Origin of the sequence: Microbacterium sp. lyk4-40-TSB-66 (genome assembly GCF_030209475.1) — a bacterium.
Taxonomy (GTDB): Bacteria; Actinomycetota; Actinomycetes; order Actinomycetales; family Microbacteriaceae; genus Microbacterium.
In genome coordinates, this window is sequence record NZ_JARVRW010000018.1 from 18,547 (window position 1) to 41,975 (window position 23,429).

General features: G+C 70.9%; 20 protein-coding genes and 1 pseudogene. 15 read left to right on the forward strand and 6 right to left on the reverse strand.

Annotated elements, in window-relative coordinates; all coding sequences use genetic code 11:
• Positions 1 to 3: 3 nt before the first annotated feature.
• Both QRO03_RS16065 and QRO03_RS16070 read right to left on the reverse strand, forming a co-directional pair.
• Positions 4 to 609 (reverse strand): PadR family transcriptional regulator, encoded by a 606-nt coding sequence (locus QRO03_RS16065; RefSeq protein ID WP_285138500.1) that lies wholly within the window; start codon positions 607 to 609, stop codon positions 4 to 6.
• Positions 609 to 1,454, reverse strand: coding sequence for a DUF4097 family beta strand repeat-containing protein (locus tag QRO03_RS16070; protein WP_285138501.1), 846 nt, complete (start codon positions 1,452 to 1,454; stop codon positions 609 to 611). Before QRO03_RS16070 ends, QRO03_RS16065 begins: the two co-directional genes overlap by 1 nt.
• 219 nt (positions 1,455 to 1,673) lie before the next feature.
• Here QRO03_RS16070 and QRO03_RS16075 point away from each other — a divergent pair, with 219 nt between their 5' ends.
• The 14 genes from QRO03_RS16075 (at position 1,674) to QRO03_RS16140 (ending at position 16,336) form a co-directional block, all read left to right on the forward strand.
• Positions 1,674 to 1,943 carry a DUF7218 family protein gene (locus QRO03_RS16075; protein ID WP_285138502.1) on the forward strand — a complete coding sequence of 90 codons (270 nt, stop codon included), beginning with the start codon at positions 1,674 to 1,676 and terminating at the stop codon, positions 1,941 to 1,943.
• A 4-nt stretch (positions 1,944 to 1,947) separates the two neighbouring features.
• Positions 1,948 to 2,913: a DNA topoisomerase IB gene (locus tag QRO03_RS16080; protein WP_285138503.1), complete on the forward strand. Its 966-nt coding sequence runs from the start codon at positions 1,948 to 1,950 to the stop codon at positions 2,911 to 2,913.
• Positions 2,914 to 3,115: 202 nt separating this feature from the next.
• Positions 3,116 to 3,481 (forward strand): fluoride efflux transporter FluC, encoded by a 366-nt coding sequence (locus QRO03_RS16085; RefSeq protein WP_285138554.1) that lies wholly within the window; start codon positions 3,116 to 3,118, stop codon positions 3,479 to 3,481.
• The gene (locus tag QRO03_RS16090) at positions 3,478 to 3,843 is read left to right on the forward strand and encodes a fluoride efflux transporter FluC (RefSeq protein ID WP_285138504.1); all 366 of its coding nucleotides are present in this window, start codon (positions 3,478 to 3,480) and stop codon (positions 3,841 to 3,843) included. Before QRO03_RS16085 ends, QRO03_RS16090 begins: the two co-directional genes overlap by 4 nt.
• A 197-nt stretch (positions 3,844 to 4,040) precedes the next feature.
• Positions 4,041 to 5,135, forward strand: coding sequence for an MSMEG_0568 family radical SAM protein (locus QRO03_RS16095; protein WP_285138505.1), 1,095 nt, complete (start codon positions 4,041 to 4,043; stop codon positions 5,133 to 5,135).
• On the forward strand, positions 5,135 to 6,526 hold the full coding sequence (locus tag QRO03_RS16100; protein WP_285138555.1) for an MSMEG_0567/sll0787 family protein: 1,392 nt from the start codon (positions 5,135 to 5,137) through the stop codon (positions 6,524 to 6,526). The genes QRO03_RS16095 and QRO03_RS16100 overlap by 1 nt, the downstream gene beginning before the upstream one ends.
• Before the next feature lie 104 nt (positions 6,527 to 6,630).
• The gene (locus QRO03_RS16105; RefSeq protein ID WP_285138506.1) at positions 6,631 to 7,158 is read left to right on the forward strand and encodes an MSMEG_0572/Sll0783 family nitrogen starvation response protein; all 528 of its coding nucleotides are present in this window, start codon (positions 6,631 to 6,633) and stop codon (positions 7,156 to 7,158) included.
• 8 nt (positions 7,159 to 7,166) lie between these two features.
• A complete protein-coding gene (locus QRO03_RS16110; RefSeq protein WP_285138507.1) occupies positions 7,167 to 8,069 on the forward strand; it encodes a carbon-nitrogen hydrolase family protein in 903 nt (300 codons plus the stop codon).
• A complete protein-coding gene (locus QRO03_RS16115) occupies positions 8,062 to 8,361 on the forward strand; it encodes an MSMEG_0570 family nitrogen starvation response protein (RefSeq protein ID WP_285138508.1) in 300 nt (99 codons plus the stop codon). Before QRO03_RS16110 ends, QRO03_RS16115 begins: the two co-directional genes overlap by 8 nt.
• 5 nt (positions 8,362 to 8,366) lie before the next feature.
• Positions 8,367 to 9,614: an MSMEG_0569 family flavin-dependent oxidoreductase gene (locus tag QRO03_RS16120; RefSeq protein ID WP_285138509.1), complete on the forward strand. Its 1,248-nt coding sequence runs from the start codon at positions 8,367 to 8,369 to the stop codon at positions 9,612 to 9,614.
• A 24-nt stretch (positions 9,615 to 9,638) separates the two neighbouring features.
• The gene (locus QRO03_RS16125) at positions 9,639 to 10,496 is read left to right on the forward strand and encodes a carbon-nitrogen hydrolase family protein (RefSeq protein WP_285138510.1); all 858 of its coding nucleotides are present in this window, start codon (positions 9,639 to 9,641) and stop codon (positions 10,494 to 10,496) included.
• Positions 10,497 to 10,529: 33 nt separating this feature from the next.
• Complete coding sequence (locus QRO03_RS16130) at positions 10,530 to 11,639, forward strand: MSMEG_0565 family glycosyltransferase (RefSeq protein ID WP_285138511.1); 1,110 nt, start codon at positions 10,530 to 10,532, stop codon at positions 11,637 to 11,639.
• Positions 11,636 to 13,075 (forward strand): AMP-binding protein, encoded by a 1,440-nt coding sequence (locus QRO03_RS16135; RefSeq protein WP_285138512.1) that lies wholly within the window; start codon positions 11,636 to 11,638, stop codon positions 13,073 to 13,075. The genes QRO03_RS16130 and QRO03_RS16135 overlap by 4 nt, the downstream gene beginning before the upstream one ends.
• A gap of 99 nt (positions 13,076 to 13,174) precedes the next feature.
• Complete coding sequence (locus QRO03_RS16140) at positions 13,175 to 16,336, forward strand: efflux RND transporter permease subunit (RefSeq protein WP_285138513.1); 3,162 nt, start codon at positions 13,175 to 13,177, stop codon at positions 16,334 to 16,336.
• Positions 16,337 to 16,811: 475 nt separating this feature from the next.
• On the opposite strand, the pseudogene QRO03_RS16145 reads toward QRO03_RS16140, so the two are convergent.
• From QRO03_RS16145 to QRO03_RS16155, 3 genes and pseudogenes are all read right to left on the reverse strand, one after another.
• A pseudogene (locus tag QRO03_RS16145) lies at positions 16,812 to 17,438 on the reverse strand (DUF998 domain-containing protein); the annotation flags it as partial.
• Between the two features lie 241 nt (positions 17,439 to 17,679).
• Positions 17,680 to 18,582, reverse strand: coding sequence for an aldose 1-epimerase family protein (locus QRO03_RS16150; protein WP_285138514.1), 903 nt, complete (start codon positions 18,580 to 18,582; stop codon positions 17,680 to 17,682).
• On the reverse strand, positions 18,579 to 19,202 hold the full coding sequence (locus QRO03_RS16155) for an antibiotic biosynthesis monooxygenase (RefSeq protein ID WP_285138515.1): 624 nt from the start codon (positions 19,200 to 19,202) through the stop codon (positions 18,579 to 18,581). Before QRO03_RS16155 ends, QRO03_RS16150 begins: the two co-directional genes overlap by 4 nt.
• A gap of 477 nt (positions 19,203 to 19,679) precedes the next feature.
• Here QRO03_RS16155 and QRO03_RS16160 point away from each other — a divergent pair, with 477 nt between their 5' ends.
• A complete protein-coding gene (locus tag QRO03_RS16160) occupies positions 19,680 to 22,004 on the forward strand; it encodes a DEAD/DEAH box helicase (RefSeq protein ID WP_285138516.1) in 2,325 nt (774 codons plus the stop codon).
• A gap of 259 nt (positions 22,005 to 22,263) precedes the next feature.
• On the opposite strand, the gene QRO03_RS16165 is transcribed toward QRO03_RS16160, so the two are convergent.
• Positions 22,264 to 23,367, reverse strand: coding sequence for an Rv2578c family radical SAM protein (locus QRO03_RS16165; RefSeq protein ID WP_285138517.1), 1,104 nt, complete (start codon positions 23,365 to 23,367; stop codon positions 22,264 to 22,266).
• Positions 23,368 to 23,429: the final 62 nt, after the last annotated feature.

A 23,429-nucleotide genomic window follows, 5' to 3' on the forward strand; every position in this document is an offset into this window, starting at 1 on the left:
GCGTCAGCCGCGCATCGCGCGGGTGACCGTCTCGGACGCCTGACGCAGCGCCGCCTCGATCTCGTCGACTCCGGATGCCGCGAGCTCGCCGCCCCGGGTGACGTGAGCACGGAGTTCGCTGCGCACGCGCCCACGGAACTCGTTGATGGCCGCGTCGGCGCGGGAGAGCTGCTCGCGGCTGCGGGATCGCGCATCGTCGGCCGGAGTCGCGTGCGCCTGCTCTCGCTCCTCGCGGGAGGCGGCGGCCAGGTCGGCGCGCAGGCTCCGCATGGCATCTCGGACGCTGCCCCGTACCTCGTCGGCGATCAGGCGGACACTGTCGGCGAGCCCCGCTTGGATGCCCTCCAGATCGCCGGTGCGATCGGAGACCTCGGCACGTCCGGCATCCGTGATCTCGTACACGGTCTTGCGGCCGTCGACGGTCTTGGTGACCAGCCCCTCCTCTTCGAGCTTGGAGAGACGGGGGTAGATGGTGCCGGCCGAGGGCGAGTACGTGCCGCCGGTGCGTTCGGTGAGCGCCTGCATCAGGTCGTAACCGTGCCGCGGTGCCTCGTCGAGCAGGCTGAGGATGTACAGGCGCAGGTCGCCGTGCGAGAAGACGGGGCTCATCACCACTCCTCCTCTCCGGCGAGTTCCTCCGGGCGGAGGCCCGAGATGCCGCGGCGCAGCACCGTGATCTCTCCCGAGACGGTGTTGGCGCGCACGTCGACGAAGGATCCCGCCAGGGCTCCGGTCGAGCCGGTGTAGTTGGTGGGGCCCTTGCCCGAGCGCACCTGACCGTCGATCTGCACGCGGCCGCTGACCGAGCGCGAGACGTAGTTGGCCGGGAGCGAGCGGTCGAGGCGGACGGTGGCCGTGCCGCTGACGGAGTTGAGGCTGATCGACTGCGTGGTGCCGCTGGAGTCGACGAGCATCGCGCCCGACACCGTGTCGATCGACGCCTTGGTGATGCGGCCGGTCGCCGCGACGTCGCCCGAGACGCTGTTGGCGCTCAGGGCGCCGTCGAGCTCGCGCACCTGCACGTCGCCCGAGACGGCATTGAGGTCCACGTCGCCGACGAGGCCGTCGACCATGATGTCGCCCGAGACGGTGTTCAGGCGCACGTCGGTGCGGAGGCCGGCGACGAGCGCGCTCGCGCTGACGACGCCGAGGGTCAGGGCGACAGTGCGGGGGACGGCGACGCTGACCTCGGCCTTGGGGCCGCCGGCGCCGAAGTTGCGGAACACCTCGAGGAAGTTGTCCCAGCGCAGCTGCGGGTGGTCGATCTCGAGGCGGCCGTCGACGACCTCGATACGCAGGTCTTTGACCGTGACGCCGTGCACCTCGATGCGCGTGTCGGGATCGTCGTGGGCGATGACGTCGACCTGTCCGCCGACGAGGCCGATCTTGAGCTCGCGGACGGCATCGAGGTCGATGACGCGCGTCTCTCCGGGGTGGATGATCCACTTTTCCATGGCTGGGGCTCCTCACTCGCGATATATCGCGTTGTGACAAGTGTCGCGATATATCGCGAGTGCGTCAACCCGTCGAAGGTGTGAGGTGGCTGTGTCCCGGTCGAGTGTGCGGAGATCCCGGGCCATGGCCTCTCTCCATCGACCCGGCGCCCTGTCAACCCCGCGCGCGCCCGGCCGTCGCGGCCCGTAGCGTCGTGATCCCGACGGAAGGAGACGGTCATGCCCCAGGGACGTGGATCGGGCAGTCTGAAGGACCCGGAACTCTACGAGGAGCTGCGCAAGCAGGGCGATTCGAAGGAGAAGGCCGCCCGGATCTCGAACGCCGCCGCCGCGCAGGGCCGCGGCAAGATCGGTGAGAAGGGCGGACACGCCGAGGACTACGACGACCGCACCGTCGAAGAACTCAAGAAGCGCGCGAAAGAACTCGGCATCACCGGATACTCGGGCAAGAAGAAGGCGGAGCTGATCGAGATGCTCCGAAACCACTGACGCGATGGCTCGCCTCATCCGCGTGCGGCCGTACGAGGACCCGGGCTTCCGCCGGGTGCGGTCGGGCTCGGGCTTCCGTTACGTCGATCACACGGGCGCGGCCGTGCCCGAGCGCGACGCCGAGCGGGCGCGCGGGCTCGTCATCCCACCGGCATGGCGCGAGGTGTGGATCGCCACGACGGCGAACGCGCACATCCAGGCGGTCGGCACCGACGAGGCGGGCCGGCGGCAGTACACCTACCACGCCGACTGGTCGAAGCGGCAGGACAAGGGCAAGTTCGCCCGCGCGCTGCAGCTGGCCGAGGCGCTGCCGCGGGCCCGCGCACGGGTCACGCAGTCGTTGCGCCGCGCTGAGGCCGACCGCGAGCGCGTGCTGGCGGTGTCGTTCCGATTCCTCGACCTCGTGGCCCCTCGCGTGGGCAACGCGCGCTACTTCGTCACCAACGGCAGCCGCGGGCTCACGACACTGCAGCGGCGTGATGCGATCGTCGAGGGTGACCTCGTGCGCCTGTCGTTCCCGGCCAAGAGCGGCAAACGCGCCGAACTGTCCCTGCGCGACGCGGAGTTGGCATCCATCGTCGAGGAGCTCGCCCTCGGGCGCTCGCGTGCCGCGCTGCTGAGCTACAAGCGGGGTCGCCGCCGCGTGCCCCTGACGCCGGGCGACGTCAACGCCTACGTGCGGTCGCTCACGGGCGGGCCGTTCAGCGCGAAGGACTTCCGGACGCTCCGAGGGACGATCCTCGCCGCCGAATCACTCGCCCAGGTCGGCGCGACCGGAGGCAAGAACGAGCGGAAGAAGGCCGAGGTCGCCGCCGTCCGCGCCACCGCCGAGGCGCTCGGCAACACCCCCGCCGTCGCCCGCGCGAGCTACATCGACCCGCGCGTGTTCGCGCTCTACCGGAAGGGCCGCACGATGGAGCTCGGCGGATCGAAGGACGCCGCGATCCGGCGCTTGATCCTGGGGGAGTGAGCGCGTCAGCGGCGCGGTCGGGCCATCCGCTGTTGGCGGGCGGGGGCTGTGGTTCGTAGGGGTGCATGACCTCCGCGATAGTCACGGGGTCGGCCGGCGCCCCGGGGTTCGGGACGAGGGGGAACGCACCGCTGACGTCGCGACCGGCCCCGCGAGCTCAGCGCACGGCAGGCCGAGCGCGGCGTAGGGTGGCGCGGTGAACATGTGGCGCGACGCGATGCTCGTCGCGGCCGGTGGCGCGATCGGCACCGCCCTGCGCGCGGCCCTCACGCTTGCGCTCGGCGACGACCTGGGGCCGTCGCTCGTGCCGCTCATCAACATCGTGGGGGCGTTCGCCATCGGCGTGCTGTTCGGGTGGCGATCCCGGATGCCGGCATCCTCGCGCGTGCAGCGAGTGCAGCTGTTTCTGGGGACCGGCGTGCTCGGCGGGTTCACGACCTACAGCGCCCTCGCCGTCGAGGCGGCGGATCCGGGGCTGCTCTGGTGGGGCATCGCCTCGGTCGTGCTCGGCACGGGGGCGGCGTGGGGCGGACTGCTGCTCGGACGCGGCGGGCGGCGGCAGCGATGACTCCCCTCGTCTTCGTCGGCGTGGCCGTCGCCGGGGGAGTCGGTGCGGCGCTGCGGTTCCTGCTCGACACCGCGGTGCGGCGCGCGACCGGCGAACGGTTCCCGTGGGGGATCCTCGCCGTCAACATCTCGGGCGCCTTCGTGCTCGGCATCCTGAGCATGCTCCCCGCCGACGAGGCCTGGCGATGGATCGTCGGCACCGGCCTGCTCGGCGGGTACACGACCTTCAGCGCGGTCGCGGTGACCACGGCACTGCTCGCCGAGGAGGGGCGGACGGCCGCGGCGACGAGCTACGCGGCGGTGTCGTTCGCGGGGTCGGTCGTCGCCGCGGCGGCGGGGTTGGCGCTCGGGTCGCTGTTCTGACCGGGTCCGGTCCCTTCGACAGGCTCGGGGACCTCGGGGGGAGGTGGCTGAATTCGCCGGGGGCGGCGCGGGTCCGGTCCCTCCGACGGGCTCAGGGACCTCGAGAACAGTGACGCGCCAACACGGTGAGGGAGGCGAAACACGACTGCTATCCGGTCGTCGTCGTGTGGAAACACCCCGTGGTTCTACTGGTCTGCATGGACAACGTCTCAGCGCTTGCACCGGTGGACCGTGACCGGGTGTCGACCCGTGTCAGCCTAGCCCTCCTCGGCGTCCGCAGCGACGCTCCCGTGCGGCGCACGGGTGGGGCGGGTCCCAGCGACGACGGTCATTTCGTCGTCGACGGGGAGGGGGCGGCGATCCCCCTCAACCCGAACAGTCCCTACGTCGTCACCGCCGCGGGTCGCCTCACGCGCGACGGGGCCGACCTCGGCTTCGACGTCGCCCCCGTCGTGCGCCCCCGCTTCTACGACCTTCAGACCGACGAGGGAGTGGCCTACGACCAGATCGCCAAGCTGCACGGCAAGAACGTGCTGGCCACGACGGTCGTGCAGACCTGCGTGCGCTACGACGAGAGCGAGCGCTGCCGGTTCTGCGCGATCGAGGCGTCGCTCGATGCCGGCATGACCATCGCGGTGAAGACGCCCGCCATGCTCGCCGAGGTGGCGGATGCCGCGGTGCGGCTGGACGGTGTGACGCACATGGTCATGACGACCGGCACCTCGAACGGGTGGGACCGCGGAGCCAAGCACCTCGCCCGGTGCGTCCGCGCGGTGAAGGCGGCGGTGCCGCAACTCGAGATCCAGGTGCAGTGCGAGCCCCCCGCCGATCTGCAGGCCATCACCGATCTGTACGACGCGGGCGCCCGCTCCATCGGCATCCATGTCGAGTCGATGGACGACGAGGTGCGGCGCAGATGGATGCCGGGGAAGTCCCGCGTGAGCATGGACGAGTACCGCGCCGCCTGGCGTGAAGCGGTGCGGGTCTTCGGCTGGAACCAGGTGTCGACCTACCTCATCGTCGGGATGGGGGAAGACCCCGACGAGGCGGTCGAGGGGGCGCGAGAGCTCATCGAGATGGGGGTCTACCCCTTCGTCGTGCCGTTCCGGCCGCTGAAGGGCACGCTTGCCACCGACGTCGACAAGGTGACGGCGCCGCACCGCGCGGTCGTCGACGACATCACCTCGCGCGTCGCCGGCCTGCTGCACGCGGCGGGCATGCGCGGCGAGGACCAACGCGCGGGATGCGCCGCGTGCGGCGCGTGCAGCATCCTCAAGACGGCGGGCGCGTGATGTTCGATCTCCCGGTGCTGACCGGTGTGCGCCCGCGGACGGAGCCGCTCGCGTGGGAGATCCACGTCGCCGACCCGGCGCGGATCGAGGCGTACCGGGGGATCCGCCGCGACGTGTTCGTGCGCGAGCAGGGCTTGTTCGCGGGCCGCGACCACGACGACATCGACGATGACCCGCGCACCGTCGTGCTGGTCGCGGCGACGGCCGCCGGTGACGTTCTGGGTGGCGTCCGGCTGGCGCCGGCGACACCTCGCGACATCGGATGGTGGACGGGCAGTCGACTCGCGGTGCGCCGCGACGCCCGCAACGCCGGCGGAATCGGCTCCGCCCTCGTGCGCGCCGCGTGCCGCGAGGCCGTCCAGCGAGGTGTGGTGCGGTTCGAGGCCACCGTCCAGGAGCGCAACGAACCGCTGTTCCGTCACCTGGGATGGGAGCGGTGGGGTCGGGCGACCGTGGCCGGCGCACCGCACGTGCGGATGCGGTGGCCCGTCGACCGGTTCGCCGCCCTCGTCGCAGCGACGAAGGAACCGCTGGGCGACGTGCTGTCGGGCATCCGTGACGACCACCCCGAGGGACTCGGCGGCCCCGGCTGGGTCGGCGACGATGGCGCGCTCGTCCCGGGGACCGACGTCGTCGTCGCGACCGACGCGATCCTGCCCGCCCTCATCGACAAAGACCCGGAGTGGGCCGGATGGTGCGGCGTGCTCGTGAACGTCAACGACCTGTCCGCGATGGGCGCGCGCGCCGTCGGGATCATGGATGCCGTGTCGGCGCCGACGGCGTCGACCGTGCGTCGGATCGTCTCGGGGTTGCGCAGCGCGGCCGTGGCGTGGGGCGTTCCCGTCCTCGGAGGCCACACGCAGTGGGGTGGTGCGTCCTCCCTCGCGGTGACCGCCCTCGGGCGCACCGACCACCCGGTGGCCGGCGGCGGTGGTCGATCGGGGCAGACGCTCGGGCTCGCCGTCGACCTGCACGGGGGATGGCGGCGCGGGTTCGAGGGCCGACAGTGGGATTCGACGTCGACACGCGGCGGCGCCGAGCTGCGCCACCTCGCCGGACTGGTGCCCGAGCAGCGCCCCGCAGCGGCGAAGGACGTGAGCATGGCCGGCATCGTCGGCACCGCCGCGATGCTCGCCGAGTCGTCGGGCGCGGGCGCCCGTATCGATGTCGCCGCGATCCCCTCCCCGGAGGGCGTCGCGTTCGGCGACTGGCTGACCTGCTTCCCCGGCTTCGGCATGGTGACCGCCGGAGCCACGCCCCTGACCTCGCCGCTCGCGAGCTCGGCGACCATCGGCGAGCTCACGACGGGCTCGGGGGTCGTCCTGCGCTGGCCCGACGGCGTCGAGACCCCCGCCGTCGACGCCGGCGCCACCGGGCTCGGCAAGGCGTAACGCAACCTCATTCCGGTCGAAACCAATCCGAAACGCCTGCACGCGAGCCTGGTAATCAGACATTCGCTCCATCCCCGGCTCCACCCGACGCGAAGGACACGAACATGACCACCGACCTCGACGCCCAGATCGCGGAGAACATCGCCACGTCCCTCGGCGAGATCCCGCACCCCTCGCTCCCCAAGGGCAGCAACATCTACGGCTCGACCAAGCTCTTCCCCGACTTCCAGGCCGAGGACGGCGAGACCTACTTCACGCTCATCCACGGCATCCCGCACGAGTCGTCGGTCAGCTTCGTCGCGATCCTCCAGGCCACGCGGGCCCTGCGCAAGGGCTTCGAATCAGCCATCTACCTCTACGGACCGGGCACGCTCGCCGCTGCCGCCAACCGCGGCTTCCCGACCACGGGAGACGCGGGCTTCCCGGGCGAGCTCAACATGAACAACTCGCTCGAGACGTTCATCAAAGAGGGCGGCACGGTCTACTGCTGCCGTTTCGGTCTGGCGCTGCACGGCATCCGGGAAGAAGACCTCATCGAGGGCGTCATCCCCGCGCACCCGCTCGACGTGCAGGACGCGTTGATCTACTACGCGCGCAAGGGCGCGATCATCAACTCGACCTACAACCTGTAAGGCCCGTCATGTCGATCACCGTCGCCTCCGTCTCGGCGAACTTCACCCGGGATCTGGAGCAGAACTACGCCCTCGTCGCCGACCTCATCGGTCAGGCGCGGGCCGAGGGGGTGTCGTTCATGGCGTTCCCCGAGGCCGCCCTCGGCGGCTACCTCTCGTCGCTCGGCAACCACGGCGACACCATCAAGACGACGACGCGCTCGATGCCGCCGGCGATCCGCCTCGACGGCCCCGAGCTCGCCCGGGTGCAGGAACTCGCGGGCGACATGGTGCTCACCATCGGGTTCTGCGAGCTCGCCGACGACGGGGAGACGCGGTACAACGCCGCGGTCTGCCTGGACGGGCGGAACATCTACGGGTCGTACCGCAAGGTGCATCAGCCGTTGGGCGAGAACATGTCGTACTCGGCCGGCGACACCTACCGGGCGTTCGACACCCCGGTCGGACGGGTCGGCATGCAGATCTGCTACGACAAGGCGTTCCCCGAGGCGGCGCGCATGCTCGCCCTCGACGGCGCCGAGATCGTCGTGAGCATGTCGGCGTGGCCCGCCGCCCGCACCGCCACAGCCGAGAACCTGCAGGACGACCGGTGGACGTACCGGTTCAACCAGTTCGACATCGCACGGGCCCTCGACAACCAGGTGTTCTGGATGGCATCCAACCAGTCGGGCACCTTCGGGTCACTGCGCTACGTCGGCAACGCGAAGGTCGTCGACCCCGGCGGCAACATCCTCGCCACGACGCTACTCGGAACGGGCCTCGCGATCGCCGAGATCGACGTCGCCGAGACCTTCCGCGCGATGCGCGGGGGGATGTTCCACCTGCGCGATCGTCGTGCCGACGTGTACGGCCCGGTCGCGGCCCTCGACGGCGCCCACGTCGACGGATGGCGGGAGCTCGCACATGCCTGAGATGCGCTTCGCCGTCCGCTGGCCCGACGGTGCCGAGTCCTCGCACTACTCGCCCAGTCTCGTGATTTACGACTACCTCGCCTCCGGCTCCCGCTACGGCGTCGCCGACTTCGTCGCGCGCGCCGGGGATGCTCTGGATGCCGCGGGCGAGCGCGTGCGGGCCGCGTACGGCTTCGCCTGCACCTCGGCGATGGCGTCCCGTGACGAGATCGTGCGGACGGCCGCCGCCTACCCGGAGGGGGAGGTCACCGTATTGCGCATGGAGCCGCCCCTCCCCAGGGAGGCATCGTGATTCCCGTGGCGCTGCAACCGGGCGCCCACTACCCGGCCGTCATCGTGGGCGGCGGACAGGCGGGGCTCTCGGTGAGCCGGCACCTCGCGCAAGCGGGAGTGCATCACGTCGTCATCGAGCGCGAGACCGCGGCGCACGAGTGGCGCGACGGGCGATGGGACAATTTCACCCTGGTGACACCCAACTGGCACTGCCGGCTGCCCGGCTACGCCTATGACGGGCCCGACCCCGACGGGTTCATGACCCGCGACGAGGTCTACGCGTGGGTGCGCGCCTTCGCCGACACGTTCGACGCCCCTCTGGCCGAGGGGGTGGAGGTGCACCGCGTCGATCGCCGCGACGACGGGGTGTTCGTCGTACAGACGAGCGCGGGGACCATCACGGCCGACACGGTGACATCCGCCACCGGCGGGTACCACCGCCCGATCACGCCCTCCTGGGCCGCCGACATCCCCGACCGCATCGTGCAGATGCACTCGCACCACTACCGCAACGCCGGACAGCTGCCCGGCTCGGTGCTCGTCGTGGGCACGGGGCAATCCGGCACGCAGATCGCCGAAGACCTTCACCTCGAGGGGCGTCAGGTGCACCTGGCCGTGGGGCGCGCGCCGCGCGTCGCCCGGTTCTACCGGGGACGCGATTGCATGACGTGGCTCGCCGACATGGGCGTGTACGACGTGCCCGCGGGAGTGCAGGCCGCCGCCAAGCGCGCCGCGACCAACCATTACGTCACAGGGCGCGACGGCGGCCGCGACATCGACCTGCGCGTGTTCGCGACGCAGGGGATGCGGCTGCACGGGCGTGCGACGGGGATCGCCGACGGAGTGCTCGCCTTCGACGACAGCCTGACCGCCAACCTCGACCACGCCGACTCGGTCGCCGAGTCGATCAAGAACGACATCGACGCCTTCATCGCCCGCGAAGGGATCGACGCCCCGTTCGAACCGCGTCGCGGCGCGGCGTGGACGCCCCCGCCCGGCCCCACCCGGCTCGACCTCGCCGAGGTGGATGCCGTCGTGTGGGCCATCGGATTCCGCGCCGACTGGTCGTGGCTGGGCGAGCTCGACGTGCTCGACGCGAGCGGCCACCCGGTCCATGAACGCGGAGCGACGGCGGTGCCGGGCTTCTCGTTCGTCGGCCTCCCGTGGTTGCACACGTGGGGGTCGGGGCGGTTCCACGCGATCGCCCGAGACGCCGAGCACGTCGCGGGGCAGGTCGTCGCGGCGTCGCAGGGAGTCCTCGCGGTGCGCTGAGCGGCCACCGCGTACGCTCGAGAAATGGCATCCGTCACGATGGCTGCGGTGGCGGCACACTTCGGCCGGGACGTCGAGCGCACGCTCGCGAAGCTCCCCGGCATCGTCGAGGACGCGCGCGGGCGCGGGACCGACCTGCTCGTGCTCCCGGACGCCACGATCGGCGGCTACCTGCTCGACCTGCACCACCCGGTCGGCGAGGGCGACGGCATCCCTCATGCGGTCGAGATCGACGGACCGGAGGTGGCGGCGATCGTCGAGCTCGCGGGCGACATGACCGTGTGCGTCGGGATCGCCGAGCGCGCGGTCGAAGACGGCGAGGAGCGGCTCTACAACGCAGCGGTCTGCGTCAGCGGCGACGGCGTGCTGGGCGTGCACCGCAAGGTGCACCTGCCGCTGGGGGAGTCGGAGGTCTACGCGCCCGGCGACGATTTCCGCGCGTTCGACACTCCCGTCGGGCGGATCGGCATGCTCATCGACTTCGACAAGACCTTCCCCGAGGCCGCGCGCTCGGTCGCGCTCGACGGCGCGCAGATCATCGCGTGCCTGAGCGCGTGGCCGGCCAGTGTGACCGACCGGTCGGATCGCATCCGCAACGACCGTCAGGCCCACCTGTTCGACCTGTACGACTGCGCGCGCGCCGCCGAGAACCAGGTGTACCTGGTGTCGTCGAATCAGACGGGTGTGCTCGGCGGACTGCGCTTCCTCGGTCAGGCGAAGGTCGTCGACCCCGCCGGCGAGATCATCGCGAAGACCTGGGCGAAGGGCGGCCTCGCCGTCGCCGAAGCCGACGTCTCGGCCGACATCATCCGGGCGCGGCGCTCTCTCAACCACCTCGCCCAGCGGGCCGAGCACGCGTACCGGCTGAGCGCCCCGGCGTAGCCGCGCGGCGAGGGCTGCGCAGGAAGGACGACCATGCGCATCGCGCAGCTGACTTACTCGACGAAGCCCCGCGGCGGAGTCGTGCACACCCTCGCGCTCGCAGAAGCGCTCGCCGCGCGCGGCCACGAGGTCGAGGTGTGGACCCTCGGGCGCGGCGACGACACCGCCTTCTTCCGGCCCGTCGACCCGCGCGTGAACCTGCGTGTCGTGCCGTTCCCGGCGCAGGAGGGCGAAGGGGTGGGTGAGCGGATCGAGCGCTCGATCGACCTGATGGCCACTGCGCTGGAGGCGCGGGCCGACATCGTCCACGCGCAGGACTGCATCTCGGCGAACGCGGCGCTGCGCCGCGGCATCCCCGTCGTCCGCACGATCCACCACCTCGACACCTTCACGACGCCGCAGCTGGTGGCGTGCCACGACCGCGCGGTCATCGAGCCGGTCGCCAGACTGTGCGTCTCGCAGGCGGTCTCGCGCGAGGTCGAGCAGGCCTACGGCGTGCACCCCGAGGTCATCGCCAACGGCGTGGATGCCGAGCGCTTCGGCGTGGCATCCGGACCCACGGCGGCGGGTGCGCGCGAGAGCTGGCGGGCGCGGTTGGGTGACTACGTGCTCGCGCTGGGCGGCATCGAGCCGCGCAAGGGCTCGATCGACCTCCTCGACGCGTTCGCCCGGGTGCGCGACGCCCATCCGCACGTCCGATTGGTGTTCGGCGGCGGCGAGACGCTGTTCGACTACCGCGAGTACCGCGAGCGGTTCGAGGCCCGGGCCCTCGAACTCGGCATCCATCCCACCGTGCTGGGTCCGGTCGACGACGACGCGCTGCCCGCGCTCGTGGCCGCCGCACGTGCCCTGGCGTTCGTGTCGACCAAGGAAGGATTCGGGCTCGCTGCGATGGAGGCGCTGGCGGCGTCGACGCCCGTCGTCGCGCGGGATCTGCCGGTGATCCGCGAGGTGTTCGGCGACACCGTGCTGTATGCCTCGACCCCCGGCGAGATCGCCGGTCGCCTCGACGCGGTGCTGCGCGGCGCGACCGAGACCGATACGGCCGGCGGAGTGGCTCTCGCGCGCGCCCACACCTGGGATCGAGCGGCCCGGGCCCACGAGGAGTTCTACACCCGCGTACCGGAGCGGACCACGCGATGACCGGGCGCACGTTCTCGGCGATCCTCGCCGACCGTGCCACGGCCGATCCCGGCGAGCCCCTCGTCGTCGACGCAGCGGGGGTCATGACGGCGGCGGAGCTGGATGCCGCCGCTTCGGCACTCGCGCACGAGCTCATCGCCCGAGGGGTCGGCCGCGATGACACGGTGGCGGTGTCGATGCCGAACGGGTGGGACTTCGTCATCGCGTGCTTCGGAATCTGGCGCGCGGGCGCCACTCCGCAGCCGCTCTCACCCGACCTCACCACCGCGGTGCGGGCGGACCTCGAACGGATCGCCCCGCCGGCGGCGGCGATCGGATCGCCCCCCGCCTCGGCCGGCGTCGCGTGGCTCCCCGACGTGGACCTCCCGCCCCGGGAGGGGAGCCTGCCCGACGTGGCGGCCGCCTGCTGGAAGGCCCCGGCCACCTCGGGATCCACGGGGCGACCCAAGATCGTGCGGGCCGCGGCATCCGCGACGCTCGATACCTCGCATCCCGTCGCCGCCTTCCTTCCGCAGCGGGCGACGCAGGTCGTCGCCGGTCCGCTGTGGCATTCCGCGGTGTTCACCTACGCGTTCCGCGGCCTGCTGACCGGCCACCGGCTCGTCATCCTCGACCGCTTCGACCCCGCCCGGTGGGTCGCCGCCGTCGAGCAGCACGGTGCCACCTGGGGGCTGCTCGTGCCGACCATGATGGCGCGGCTCCTCCGCCTCCCGCCGGCGGAGCGGGCGGTCGAGCGGGTCGCGAGCATCGAGCGGGTGCTGCACATGGGAGCGCCCTGCGCGCCCGCGCTCAAACGGGCGTTCCTCGAATGGCTCGGGCCGCAGCGCGTCGACGAGGTGTACGCCGGCAGCGAGTCGAACGGCCTCACCCACCTCACCGGGACGGAGTGGCTCTCCCGGCCCGGCAGCGTCGGGCGGCCGATCGGCGGAACCCGCCTCCGCATCCGCGATCCCCGCGGCCGCGACCTTCCGGCAGGCGAGAACGGTCTGGTGTGGATGCGACGCGGCGACGCGTCCGCCTACGCGTACGTCGGCGCGGTCTCGCGGCGCGACGAGGAAGGGTGGGACACGCTCGGCGACATCGGTCACGTGGATGCCGACGGCTATCTGTACCTGCATGACCGCGCCGACGATCTCATCAACCGCGGCGGTGACAAGATCGCTCCCGCCCTCGTGGAGGCGGCGTTGGAATCGCACCCGCACGTCGAGGAGGCCGTCGCCTTCGGCGTGGCCGACGACGAGCTCGGACAGGTGGTCCACGCCGCCGTGCGGCTCGTCGACGGCGCATCGCCGCCGGAGGTCCTGGCGCACGCGCGCTCCCGCCTGGGTCGCCGCGCACCGGTGGCACTCCACGTGACGGCCGAGCCGCTGCGCAACGACGCCGGCAAGGTGCGACGGGCCGCTCTCGCGCTGCGGTTCGCGCCAGCGCACAACTGATCCACAGGGGCGGTGCTTCCCGGCCGGCTCACCGTCGCGCATGGGATACTTGTCCCGATACATCTCTGTATCGAAAATCCGACCCCCGAAGGGTGCTTCGTGTCGTATCTGGCCGTGCTGAGCCTGAAGAACCGCGCCCTCATCGCCCTGGTCACGATCGTGGCGGCGATCTTCGGTGGACTGGCCCTGACGAGTCTCAAGCAGGAGCTCATCCCCTCGATCGAGTTCCCCCAGCTCGCCGTCGTCACCACCTACCCCGGCGCCTCGCCCGAGGTGGTCGAAGCCGACGTGTCGACGCCCATCGAGAACGCCATCCGGGGCGTCGAGGGGCTCGAGTCCACGACCGCGACCAGCACGACCAACTCCTCGATCGTGTCGGCGTCGTTCACCTACGGCACCGATCTCGCGGCCGCCCAGCAGAAGATCCTCGCCGCCATCGCCCGCATCGACGATCAGCTCCCCGAGTCGGCCGACACCACCGTCGCGTCCGCCAGCATCGACGACTTCCCCGTCATCCAGCTCGCCGTCACCGGCTTCTCCGACGCCCAGGCCACGCAATCGGTGCTGCAGACGAGCGTCATCCCCGACCTCGAAGACGTCGCGGGCGTCAACGGCGCCCAGATCGTCGGCGGCACCGGTCAGCGCGTGACCATCACCCCCGACTCCACCCGGCTGGGCGAGCGGGGCTTCAGCCAGCAGGCGATCACCGACGCCCTTGATGCCAACGGCATCCTCTTCCCGGGAGGCTCGCTGACCGAGGGCGACCAGACGCTCACCGTGCAGACCGGCGCGAAGCTCACGAGCGTCGACGAGATCGCCGCGCTCCCGCTCGTTCCCACCGACCAGGCGCAGTTCCAGGCGGGGCAGACCACGATCGGCGACGTCGCCGCCGTCGCCCTGCAGTCCGACCCCGTCACGACCCTCTCGCGGGTCGACGGGCAGCCGGCGCTGACCATCGCCGTCACCAAGCTCCCCGCCGCCAACACCGTCGACGTCTCGCGCGGAGTGCTCGCGGTGCTGCCCACTCTCGAGTCCGCTCTCGGCCAGGGCGCCACCTTCACCGTCGTCTTCGACCAGGCGCCGTTCGTTCAGCAGTCGATCGACGCGCTCGCGCAAGAGGGGCTGCTCGGTCTCGTCTTCGCGGTCGTCGTCATCCTGATCTTCCTGATGTCGGTGCGCTCGACGCTGGTCACGGCCATCTCGATCCCGACCAGCGTGCTCATCACCTTCGTCGGACTCCAGGCCTTCGGCTACTCGCTGAACATCCTCACCCTCGGCGCCCTCACCATCGCGATCGGCCGCGTCGTCGACGACTCCATCGTCGTCATCGAGAACATCAAGCGGCACTACGTCGGTGACGCCGAGAAGATCCCCACCATCATCCGCGCGGTGCGCGAAGTGGCGGCCGCCATCACGGCATCCACGATCACCTCGGTCGCGGTGTTCCTGCCGATCGCCTTCGTCGGCGACGTCACCGGCGAGCTGTTCCGCCCGTTCTCGCTGACGGTGACGATCGCGATGGCGGCGTCGCTGCTGGTGTCGCTGACCATCGTGCCCGTGCTCGCATCGTGGTTCCTCAAGCCCGGAAAGGTGATCCGGGATGCCGAGGGCAACCCGGTCGACCCCGAGGCCGCCGACGCTCCGCCCACGCGACTGCAGAAGGCCTATGTGCCGGTGCTGAGCTGGACGCTCAAGCACTCCTGGGTCACCCTGACCCTGGCGGTGCTCGTGCTCGGCGGAACACTCGCATCGGTTCCGCTGCTGAAGACCGACTTCCTCGGGGATTCCGGCCAGAACACCTTCACCGTCACGCAGAAGATCGGTGCGGCCCCCAGCCTCGATGCCGAGGACGCCGCGGCCCAGCAGGTCGAGGCCGTGCTGCTGGACACCCCGGGCGTGCAGACGGTGCAGACCTCCATCGGCTCGAGCGGCTCCGCGCTGCGCGACGCGTTCTCGGGCGGCGGCACGGGCATCACGTACTCGATCACCTCGGAGTCCGGCGCCGACCAGGTCGAGCTGCGCGAGCGCGTGCGCACCGAGCTCGAAGGCCTCACCGACGCCGGTGAGATCGAGGTTCGGGCAGCCGGCGGAGGATTCGGCTCGACCGACATCACCGTCGACGTCACCGCACCCGATTCGTCGTCTCTGCAGCAGGCGAGCGACGCGGTCGTGGCGGGTCTGCAGGGTCAGGACGGCATCGGTCAGGTCACCAGCAGCCTGTCGGCATCCCTGCCCTTCGTCTCGGTGCGCGTCGATCGTGACGCCGCCGCCGAGCGCGGCCTGTCGGAACGCGCCGTGGGGGCGCTGGTGTCGGGGGCTCAGCAGCCCCGACAGGCGGGCACGGTCGAGCTCGACGGTCGCGGCGTGACCGTGTACCTCGCCACGGCGAACCCTCCCCAGACGATCGACGACCTCCGCGCGCTGGAGATCCCCAGCGCGCGCGGCGCCGTGCGCCTCGACGAGATCGCCACGGTCGGCGAGAGCCAGACGCCGCCCTCGATCACGACCGCTCGGGGTCTGCGCACGGCATCCATCACCGTCACACCCACTTCCGACGACCTCGGCAGCTCCTCGGGCACCGTCACCGACACGCTGGCGGGACTCTCGCTGCCCGACGGGGCGACGGCGAAGGTCGGAGGTGTCGTCACCGACCAGCAGGACGCGTTCTCGCAGCTCGGGTTGGCGCTGCTGGCGGCCATCCTCATCGTCTACGTGGTGATGGTGGCCACCTTCAAGTCGCTGCGTCAGCCGCTCGAGCTGCTCGTGTCGGTGCCGTTCGCCGCGACCGGCGCCATCGTGATGCTGCTCATCACGGGTGTGCCGCTGGGTGTCGCCGGAATGATCGGTGCGCTGATGCTCGTCGGCATCGTCGTGACCAACGCCATCGTGCTCATCGACCTCGTGAACCAGTACCGCGCGCGCGGGCTGAGCGTGCACGACGCGACGATCGTGGGAGGGGCCCGGCGTCTGCGGCCCATCCTGATGACCGCGCTCGCGGCGATCTTCGCGCTGGTGCCCATGGCGCTCGGGATCACCGGACACGGAGGCTTCATCTCGCAGCCGCTCGCGGTCGTGGTCATCGGCGGGCTGGTCTCGTCGACGTTCCTGACGCTGCTGGTACTGCCGACGCTCTACAACCTCATCGAAGGGGCGAGCGAGCGGCGTCGGGAGCGTCGGGCCGCGCGCGACGGAGACGAGGGGCGGCCATCGGGCGACGACGACCATCCGGTGACCCGTCGCGAGCTCCGCGCGCAGCACTGACGAGGCCCCGCCGGAGACCACGGCGGCGCCTCGGCCCGGACACCCGCTCGGGGACCTCGCCGAGCGGCGACCGGTGACGCGGTGACGGGATGGCGCCGCGCGGATCCGCCGGGCGACGGGGCGCGTCGGCACGAGTGCCCGTCCCGTCCGCGACGAAGTGCCGGGCGGTGCGATCGTCGTCGAACGGCGGAAGGCGGCGGGCGGCCGGACCGAGCGGGGTGGGCCGGACCCGAGTCGTGCCCGTGAGGCGATCGTCGCCTCGGGACCCGCCCTCGACCGCCGCGCGGGAGGGCGCGGGGGAGATGGCGAGGCGGGGGACCGGCCGCCGGAGGGCGCCGACGACGAGCCGGACGCGACGACCGGCGAGCGGGAGGTGGGAGCGGCGGCGCGGGCCGCACGCGACTCCGCGATCCTCGGCATCCGTTCGCTGTTCGCCTCGGCGCGCGACCGCGCCGAGCGTGTGGGTGAGCATGCCCGACCACGCGAACATGGCCCCGCACGAGATCGTCTCGAACAGGGCGAGGTTGATCGTGGCGGTGACGAAGAGCGCGATCGAGAGGGCGAGCCACACCAGGGCGATGCCGGTGCTCACCACCATGCGCGCACCGAGTCGGCGCAGCATGACCGGAGCGCTCACGAGAAGGACGAGGAAACCGAGCACCATCATGGCCGCCACCCGGTCGTGGAGGTCCTTGTCGGTGTTCAGGGGCACGCATCCCACCAGGGCGAGGCTGATGCCGACCACGTTCAGGCAGACGCACGCGAGGGTCGCGGAGCCGCGCCGGACGGTTCCTCGGCCGAGGCGGCGGACATCCCGTCGGACGAAGAAGGCGAACACGACGACCATGAGTCCGCTGACCTTCAGTGTCGTATTGAACAATGCACTCGAGAAATCACCGAAGATTCCGAGTTGGCTGAAATGCAGTTGCCACCAGAGCGGGTCGCTGGTGGTGGCCATGGAAAGCAGCAATCCGCCGAGCAGGACGGAGAGCACTGCCGCGCCGACGTGCAGCGACGGCAGGGCCGCGAGGCGGCGGGAGAGGCCGCCGAGGCGCGGTAGGAGGAGGTTTTCGGGGTCGACTGACGGGAGCGCGGTGCTCATGTGGGGGAGTCTTTCCTCGGGACGGAACGGGACCCCCAGCACGTGGGATCCTCGGCCCCCGTCGGCTTCAAACGGACTTTTGCCGAGAGAGCCGTGGTTCTCGGCCGCCCCGGCCTCGACGATTACCGTCACCGCAAATGGTAGCTTTTGTCCGCGTGAATTGAATCCGCTTGTTCTTTCTTTTCCCCCAGGTCAACGAAAAGAAATGCGTGTCCCCCAAATGGGGGACACGTAAGGGTGTTCAGGAGAAGCGGACGCCCCATTCCCGCGCCAGGACGGACCCCGGCTGCAGGGTGTCGAGGTCGGTCCCGGTGGCGAAGGCGTTCGCCGGCGCCGTCATGGGTTCGATCGCCACGGCGAGCGGGTGTCCCGGGTAGCGATCGGTCGTGAAGACCTGGACCCACCGGAAGCCCTCGTCCTGCCAGAGCTCCAGGCGGCGCCCGTCGGGGGCGGTGAGCGTGTGCCGGGCGCGACCCTCGGCATCCCGTTCGAGGCCGCGATAGCCGTTGTCGAGCGCGGCGTCGCCCAGCCGACGACCGCCGCGCAGGTCGGTCGCGTCGTCGACGGGCACCTCGTCGACGGGGATGTTCCGTTCGTCGACCACGAGCGTCGTCGAGCCGGTGGACCGCACCACGAGATCCTCGGTCGCGACGCCGCCGATCTGGAAGTAGGGGTGCACGCCCAGCGCGACGGGGGCCGTTCGCGCCCCGACGTTCTCGATGTCGTGCGCGACGCGCAGCCCGTCGGACTCGAGCGTGTAGGTGACCCGCGTGCGCAGATGGAACGGGTACCCCGTCTGCGGCACGACGTCGGCGCCGAGCACCAGCCGTTCGTCGGTGTGCTCGAGGGGCTGATACGTCCCGAATCGCAGCAGGCCGTGGCTGGCGTTGCCGAACTTCGGCTCGCTGATCGCGAGCTGCTGAGCCTCACCCTCGAAGGTGTACCGGCCGTCGCGGATGCGGTTCGGCCACGGCACGAGGACGACCCCGGATGCCGCGGGCGTGGGCAGATCGTCGGGATAGCGCGGCACGAGATCGACGCCGTCGACCACCAGGGCACGCAGCGCCGCACCCACCTGGCTGATCTCGGCGGACGAACGGGGTCCGCGCAGGTGGAAACGCTGGCCGGTGGGATCGGCGGTCATGACGAGGCCTTTCTGGAGCGGGGTGGACGCTGCAGCCACGGCCGCAGCAGGCGGGTGACCCACGGGAGCACCGCGTAGGTCATGACGGGGGTCAGCATGAGCGTCGTGGCCAGCACGCGCAGCACGAGCGGGACCTCGGCGAAACCGGGGATGAAGCCCAGCAGCCAGGACGCCAGGAGGTTGGTGGGGAAGAACCCGACCCAGATGGTGACGGCCTGCTTCCACCGAGGGGGCGCGGCCGGCACCGGCTGCTGCACGGGCGAGGTCGTGGCATCCACGGGGGCGAGCACCGAACCGAATGAGGCGTCGAACCAGCCCTCGATGCCGGTGCGCCGCTCGACGCGTTCCTCGCGCGCGAAGGGGCGACCGGAGTCGAGCCACCACTGCCGTTGCGACGAGGCCTCCCACCCCTCGAGCGTGGTGATGTCGCGGAACCGGTACAGCATGTACCAGAGGTCGCTGTCTTCCCCGGCGCGCACCCACCCCGAGCCGAGGAAGCCCGGGAAGGCGGTCGCGAGGTCGGTGCCGGCCTGCATCCAGGAGGTCGCTTCGGCGGTGCGCGTCGGATCGATGCGCCGCTCGATCGCCACCGTGATGGGGTGGGCGTCGGTGTCTGCCATGCGTCCATCTTCGGGCACCCGCGCGCGCGTGCGTCGCGCGACGTGCGGCGTCCCGGTGCCCCGTCCCACTTGTGGGGGAGTGTGTCCCATTCGTGGCCGGTGTGGGTGGTGGGGACTCGCCGTAAGTGGGACGCGGGTGTCGGCGAGTGGTCGGTGGGGACCTCGTCCCACTTGTGGGGGAGTGTGTCCCATTCGTGGCTGGTGAGGGTGGTGGGAAGTCGCCATAAGTGGGACGAGGGTCGACAGGGAGCGGCATGGATGCCATTCCCAGGCGCGGGCTGTAACGTGGTGCGGTCGGCTCTGGACACCGTGCGTGATGCGCGGAATGGGTTTGTAGTCCAAGGGGCCGATGGACAGGACGCGATCGCGGCCTCGACCATCACTAGTGAATTGGCCCCCGGCCGACGAGAGTCCGGGTTTCGCACCGCCATGAGCGGCGTCGCTGTTTCGCGCGAACAGAACCCAGGAAGTTTCCTCATGCCCAAGAACAAGAAGCCCGCCGGCGGTCGTCCCGCCAAGAATTTCGAGCCGCGCTACGCCGCTCAGACCTCTTTCCAGGACCGCAAGCGTCGCCCCGGCGCGGAGGGCCCGGCCAAGCCCGGCAGCAAGAGCCCCAGCCACCGCGGCTACCGCCCCGAGGCGGAGTCGGCCGGTGACAAGGGTCGCTGGAACGCCTCCGATCGCGCCGGCCGCAGCGAGGCCCGTAGCATCCGCACCTCGGCGCGCGACGACCGTCCTGCCCGTTCGTTCGACGACCGTCCGGCTCGTTCATTCGATCGCACCGATCGCCCCGCCCGGTCGTTCGATCGTGACGAGCGTCCGCGTCGTGACGCCGGCGAGCGTCCCGCCCGTTCGTTCGACCGCACCGACCGTCCGGCTCGTTCGTTCGATCGCAACGACCGTCCGGCTCGTTCGTTCGATCGCACCGACCGTCCGGCTCGTTCGTTCGATCGCACCGATCGCCCGGCTCGTTCGTTCGATCGTGACGAGCGTCCTCGTCGTGACGCCGGTGAGCGTCCCGCGCGTTCGTTCGACCGTAACGATCGCCCCGCGCGTTCGTTCGACGACCGCCCGGCTCGTTCGTTCGACCGCACCGATCGCCCGGCGCGTTCGTTCGACCGCACCGATCGCCCGGCTCGTTCGTTCGATCGTGACGAGCGTCCTCGTCGTGACGCCGGTGAGCGTCCCGCCCGTTCGTTCGACCGGACCGACCGTCCCGCGCGGTCGTTCGATCGTGACGAGCGTCCCCGTCGTGACGCCGGTGAGCGTCCCGCTCGTTCGTTCGACCGTAGCGACCGTCCCGCGCGTTCGTTCGAGGACCGTCCCGCCCGGTCGTTCGATCGTGACGAGCGTCCCCGTCGTGACGCCGGTGAGCGTCCCGCGCGTTCGTTCGACCGTAGCGACCGCCCCGCGCGTTCGTTCGAGGACCGTCCCGCCCGGTCGTTCGACCGCAGCGACCGTCCGGCTCGTTCGTTCGACGACCGCCCGCGTCGTAACGACGGCCCGAGCCGCAGCGACTGGAACAACACCCCGAAGCGCTCGGTCGAGCACGAGCAGCGTGTCGACGTCGTGCACGAGCGCCTGCAGGCGCAGGCGGTGGACGCCGCCACCGAGACTGGCGCCGGCTTCGCCGAGCTCGGCCTCGGCGACAACCTGGTGCGCGCCCTCGCCGGGCTCGGAGCGGCGAACCCCTTCCCCATCCAGGCCGCCACGGTGAAGCCGATCCTCGACGGTCGTGACGTCCTCGCCCGTGGCCGCACCGGCTCGGGCAAGACGATCGCCTTCGGCGCCCCGCTCGTCGAGCGGATCCTGCGCGCCCAGGCCGGTCAGCGTCGCGAGTTCGGACGCTCGCCCAAGGCGCTCATCCTCGCGCCGACCCGTGAGCTGGCCCTGCAGATCGACGGCACCGTCCAGGTGCTCGCGCGCAGCGTCGGCCTCTTCACCACGCAGATCTACGGTGGTGTGCCCCAGGCGCGCCAGGTGGGTGCGCTGAAGAAGGGTGTCGACATCGTCATCGGCACCCCCGGCCGCATCGAAGACCTCCTCAACCAGGGGAAGCTCGACCTCTCGCAGGTGCAGGTGACCGTGCTCGACGAGGGCGATCACATGTGCGAGCTCGGATTCCTCGAGCCCGTGCAGCGCATCCTGCGCGCCACTGCGGCCGGCAGCCAGAAGCTGCTGTTCTCGGCCACGCTCGACCGCGAGGTCGCCGCTCTGGTCGAGGAGTTCCTCGTGGAGCCCGCCGTCTACGAGGTCGCCGGCGAGGACCAGGACTCCGGGACGATCGAGCACCGCGTGCTCGTCATCGACCACCGCGACAAGGCCGAGATCCTCGGCTCGCTCGTCGACCGGGCGGGCAAGACCCTCGTCTTCGCCCGCACCCGCGCGTACGCCGAGATGCTCGCGGAGCAGTTCGACGATGCCGGCGTCGCCGCGGTCGCCCTGCACGGCGACCTGAACCAGCAGAAGCGCACCCGCAACCTCGAGAAGCTCACTTCGGGACGCGTCAACGTGCTCGTCGCCACCGACGTCGCCGCGCGCGGCATCCACGTCGACGACATCGACCTGGTCATCCAGGCCGACGCGCCCGATGAGTACAAGACGTACCTGCACCGTTCGGGCCGCACAGGCCGCGCCGGTCGCAGCGGCACCGTGGTGACCCTGATCACGCGTCAGCGTCAGCGTCGCATGACCGAACTGCTCGACCGGGCGGAGATCCAGGCACCGTTCGAGCCGGCGCAGCTCGGCGACGACCTGATCGAGGAGATCTCGGGTCGCCAGTTGGCGAACGTCACCGCGTAAGCGTGTGCATCGAAACCCCCGTCGCGCGTGCGGCGGGGGTTTCGCGCGTTCGGGACCGGGCGGCTCCGTGTGCCAGACCGACGTGGGCTCGCCGGCGGGCGCGACCCTCGTTTCGGGACCGGGCGGCTCCGTGTGCCAGACCAACGTGGGCTCGCCGGCGGGCACGACCCGCGTTTCAGGACCGGGCGACTCGGTGCCAGACCAACGTGGACTCGCCGGCGGACGCGACCCTCGTTTCGGGAACGGGCGGCTCTGTGTGTCAGAACAGCGTGGGCTCGCTGGCCGGCGCGACCCTCGGCCGGGCGGATGCCGTGGCCCCCGTGCTGCGGATCGGTCCCAGGCTGCTGCTCTCGGGTGCACGGGCGGCGAGTCCCGGTTGCGGACGACCGCGCGGGTGTTCGTCTTCGTCCCAGCCGTCGAGCCGGTGCATCCGCAGCAGCGGGCGCATGCGCTTGCCGAGCCACGTGCGGTAGGCCTTCGGAGCGCTCGTGGACACGCCGGGGTACAGCCCGCGGTACGAAGAGACGAGGTGAGGGTGCTCGCGCTCCAGCCACTGCAGGAACCACTGCTTCGCTCCCGGGCGCAGGTGCAGGGCACCGTAGACGACGCGGGCCGCTCCCGCGGCGCGGATCTGCGCGAGGGCGTCGTCGAGCACGGCGATGGAGTCGGTGAGGTGCGGCAGGATCGGCATGAGGAAGACCGTCACGCGGAAGCCCGCGGCCGTCGCCGCACGCACGGTGTCGAGGCGTGCCGCAGCGCTCGGAGTGCCGGGCTCGATCGATTTCTGCAGGACGTCGTCGAAGACGGCGATCGACATCGCGAGGGTGACCTTCACCTCGCGCGAGGCGTCGGTCAGCAACGGCAGGTCACGCCGCAGCAGGGTGCCCTTCGTGAGGATCGAGAACGGCGTGCCGTTCTCGGTGAGCGCCCCGACGATGTCGGGCATGAGGCGGTAACGTCCCTCGGCGCGCTGGTAAGGATCGGTGTTCGTGCCGAGCATGACGGGCTCGCGAGCCCACGACCCGCGCCGGAGTTCGGTGCGCAGCACGTCGGCGACGTTGATCTTCACGACGATCTGCGAATCGAAGTCCGCGCCGTAGTCGAGGTCGAGGTACTCGTGCGTCTTCCGCGCAAAGCAGTATGTGCATTGATGCCCGCAACCCCGATACGGGTTCACCGTCCAGTCGAACGGCATCGCCGAGGCGCCGGGGACACGGTTGAGGGCGCTCTTGGCCATCACCTCGTGGAAGGTCATTCCGGCGAACTCGGGCGTGGTCACCGACCGCACCAGACCGTCCATGCGCTCCATGCCCGGGAGTGCGGCCGCGTCGTCGACGCCCAACTGCTGCCCTTGCCACCTCATCTCCTCATTCGAACACATGTACTAATTACACGCAAGCGCGATCGCCTAAGAGGCGAACATCT